Source organism: Desulfopila inferna, from assembly GCF_016919005.1.
Lineage (GTDB): Bacteria > Desulfobacterota > Desulfobulbia > Desulfobulbales > Desulfocapsaceae > Desulfopila_A > Desulfopila_A inferna.
Genome location: NZ_JAFFQE010000020.1, coordinates 1 through 2,507, shown reverse-complemented (window position 1 = coordinate 2,507; position 2,507 = coordinate 1). Strand labels below are relative to the sequence as shown.

General features: G+C 58.0%; 4 protein-coding genes. All 4 read left to right on the top strand.

Going from position 1 to position 2,507, the window contains the following annotated elements; all coding sequences use genetic code 11:
• The coding region (locus JWG88_RS21230) for a 4Fe-4S dicluster domain-containing protein (protein ID WP_306793153.1) at nucleotides 1–256 on the top strand (256 nt) is incomplete at its 5' end.
• Nucleotides 246–1,394, top strand: coding sequence for a 2-oxoacid:acceptor oxidoreductase subunit alpha (locus tag JWG88_RS21225; RefSeq protein WP_205235821.1), 1,149 nt, complete (start codon nucleotides 246–248; stop codon nucleotides 1,392–1,394). The genes JWG88_RS21230 and JWG88_RS21225, both read left to right, overlap by 11 nt.
• 1 nt (nucleotide 1,395) lies before the next feature.
• Nucleotides 1,396–2,202 carry a 2-oxoacid:ferredoxin oxidoreductase subunit beta gene (locus JWG88_RS21220; protein ID WP_205235820.1) on the top strand — a complete coding sequence of 269 codons (807 nt, stop codon included), beginning with the start codon at nucleotides 1,396–1,398 and terminating at the stop codon, nucleotides 2,200–2,202.
• The coding region (locus JWG88_RS21215; protein WP_205235819.1) for a 2-oxoacid:acceptor oxidoreductase family protein at nucleotides 2,199–2,507 on the top strand (309 nt) is incomplete at its 3' end. The genes JWG88_RS21220 and JWG88_RS21215, both read left to right, overlap by 4 nt.

The following is a 2,507-nucleotide window of genomic DNA, read 5'->3' as shown; positions in this document are numbered from 1 at the left end:
TTTAGGGAACAATAACGCCAAGAGGACATACATGGCCAAGCAGAAACTTAAAGAGCTTGTTATCAATCGGGACTGGTGCAAAGGCTGCGGCATTTGCGTCAAGTTCTGTCCCACCAAGGTCCTGGAACTCGACAGCAAGGATAAAGCCACGGCCGTACGGCCCGAGGACTGTATCTGTTGTAAAATGTGCGAACTACGATGCCCCGATCTTGCAGTCGAGGTGATCACGGAACAGGAAGAGGACGATGAAAAATAATATACGATTTGTACAGGGCAATGAAGCCTGTGTCGAAGGGGCGCTCTATGCGGGGCTGAACTTTTATGCCGGCTATCCCATCACCCCCTCCACGGAGATCGCCGAGATTCTCTCTGGACAGCTGCCCCACCGGGGCGGCAAGTTTATCCAGATGGAGGACGAGATCGCCTCGATGTGCGCCATCATCGGTGCTTCACTGACCGGCCACAAGGTGATGACGGCCACCTCCGGCCCCGGTTTTTCCCTGAAACAGGAGGCCATCGGCTATGCCTGCATGGCGGAGATACCCTGCGTTATCGTCAACGTGCAGCGCGGCGGCCCTTCCACCGGCAACCCCACTCATGTGAGCCAGGGAGATGTCAACCAGGCGCGCTGGGGCACCCACGGCGACCATGCCATCATCGCCCTGACCGCCTCCAACCATCAGGACATTTTCAGCGTCACCGTCGATGCCTTCAATATGGCGGAGACCTACCGCACTCCGGTGGTTCTCCTGCTCGATGAGGCCATCGGCCATATGCGCGAGAAGCTGATCATCCCCGAAGAAGAGGAGCTGCCCATCGTCGACCGGCTGCGCACTTCGGTGGGCAAGGGTGTCGATTATCATCCTTATCTGCCCCGCGAGGACGGCCGGCTGCCGATGTCCGACTTCGGCGATGTTCACCGCTACAACGTCACCGGGCTTTTCCACGATATGTGGGGATTCCCTTCCAACAATCCCAAGGTGGTCAACGAGCTGCTCCACCACCTGGTCGACAAGATCGAAAACAACGTCCACGCCATCACCCGCTTCAAGGAGCACTATCTCGAAGACGCCGATTATATCATGATCTCCTACGGCTCCTCGGCCAGATCGGCCATCCATCTCGCCAAGAACCGCAGAAACAGGGGAGAGAAGATCGGGGTTCTCGAACTGCAGTCCATCTGGCCCTTTCCTGCGGCCCTGGTTCGGGAAAAATGCGCCGGCGCCAAAGCGGTGATTGTGGTGGAGATGAATATGGGACAGGTACTGGCCCAGGTGAAAAGCGCCGTCGATAAACCGGAAAATGTTTTTCTCACCAACCGCATCGACGGCAAACTGATCACACCATCAGATATTAAACAACTCCTGCGGGTTATTCAGGGGAGAGGAGTATAACATGGCTGTTCAAGATTATTTACGGGAGAGGTTTTTCCCCCATATGTGGTGCCCGGGCTGTGGCCACGGCATTGTACTCAATTCGCTGCTGCGTGCCGTGGAAGCGCTGGAGCTGGATAAAAACGATATCGTCATGACCTCGGGAATCGGCTGTTCGGCCAGGATTTCCGGTTATGTCGATTTCCATTCACTGCACACCCTGCACGGCCGGGCCCTGGCCTTTGCCACCGGAGTCAAGCTCTCCAAGCCCGCCCTGACCCTGCTGGTGCCCATGGGCGACGGCGATGCCCTGGCCATCGGCGGCAATCACTTCATCCATGCGGCCAGACGCAACATCGACATGACCGCCATTGTCATGAACAACCGCATCTACGGCATGACCGGCGGCCAGTTTTCACCGCTGTCAGGCTGCGGCAAGAAGGCTACCACCGCTCCGTATCTCACCATCGACCAGGAGTTCGACGTGGTCAAGCTGGCCAAGGCGGCGGGCGCCTCCTTTGTGGCCCGCTCAACCACCTATCATGCCCGGGAATCCACGGAATATCTGAAGAAGGCGATCATGCACAAGGGCTTTTCCGTGGTGGAAATCCTCTCCCAGTGCCCCACTCATTACGGCCGCAAGAACAAGGAAGGCGAGGCTCCCGATATGCTGGAGATCTACAAGGACACCACCGCCAAGCTGGGTTCCAAGGCCCTGGAGAACAATCCCGATCTGATTCCCCGGGGGATCTTTGTTGAGGAAACACGCGGCGAATACTGCGAGGAGTACGCCAAGCTGATGGCCACCGCCATGGGAGGTGCACAATGAGAAAAAGGACACGACTCGTTTTTTCCGGTTCCGGCGGTCAGGGGGTGATCACCGCGGCCATCATCCTGGCCGAGGCCGCCGTCATCCATGAGGGATTGAACGCCACTCAGGCGCAGAGCTACGGAGCCGCTGCCCGCGGCGGCGCCACCAGAAGCGACATTATCATCAGCTCCGAGGAGATTAATTTCCCCGGGGTCACTCAGCCCAATATTCTGGTGTGCCTGACCCAGGAGGCCTACAACTCCTTTTCGCCGATCATCAGGCCGGGCGGCACCCTGCTCACCGACTCCCGCTACGTGCAGCAG

Excerpts from the sequence above, each read along its gene's own strand:
- JWG88_RS21220 (WP_205235820.1), top strand. The coding sequence starts at position 1,396 with ATGGCTGTTCAAGATTATTTACGGGAGAGGTTTTTCCCCCATATGTGG.
- JWG88_RS21225 (WP_205235821.1), top strand. The coding sequence starts at position 246 with ATGAAAAATAATATACGATTTGTACAGGGCAATGAAGCCTGTGTCGAA.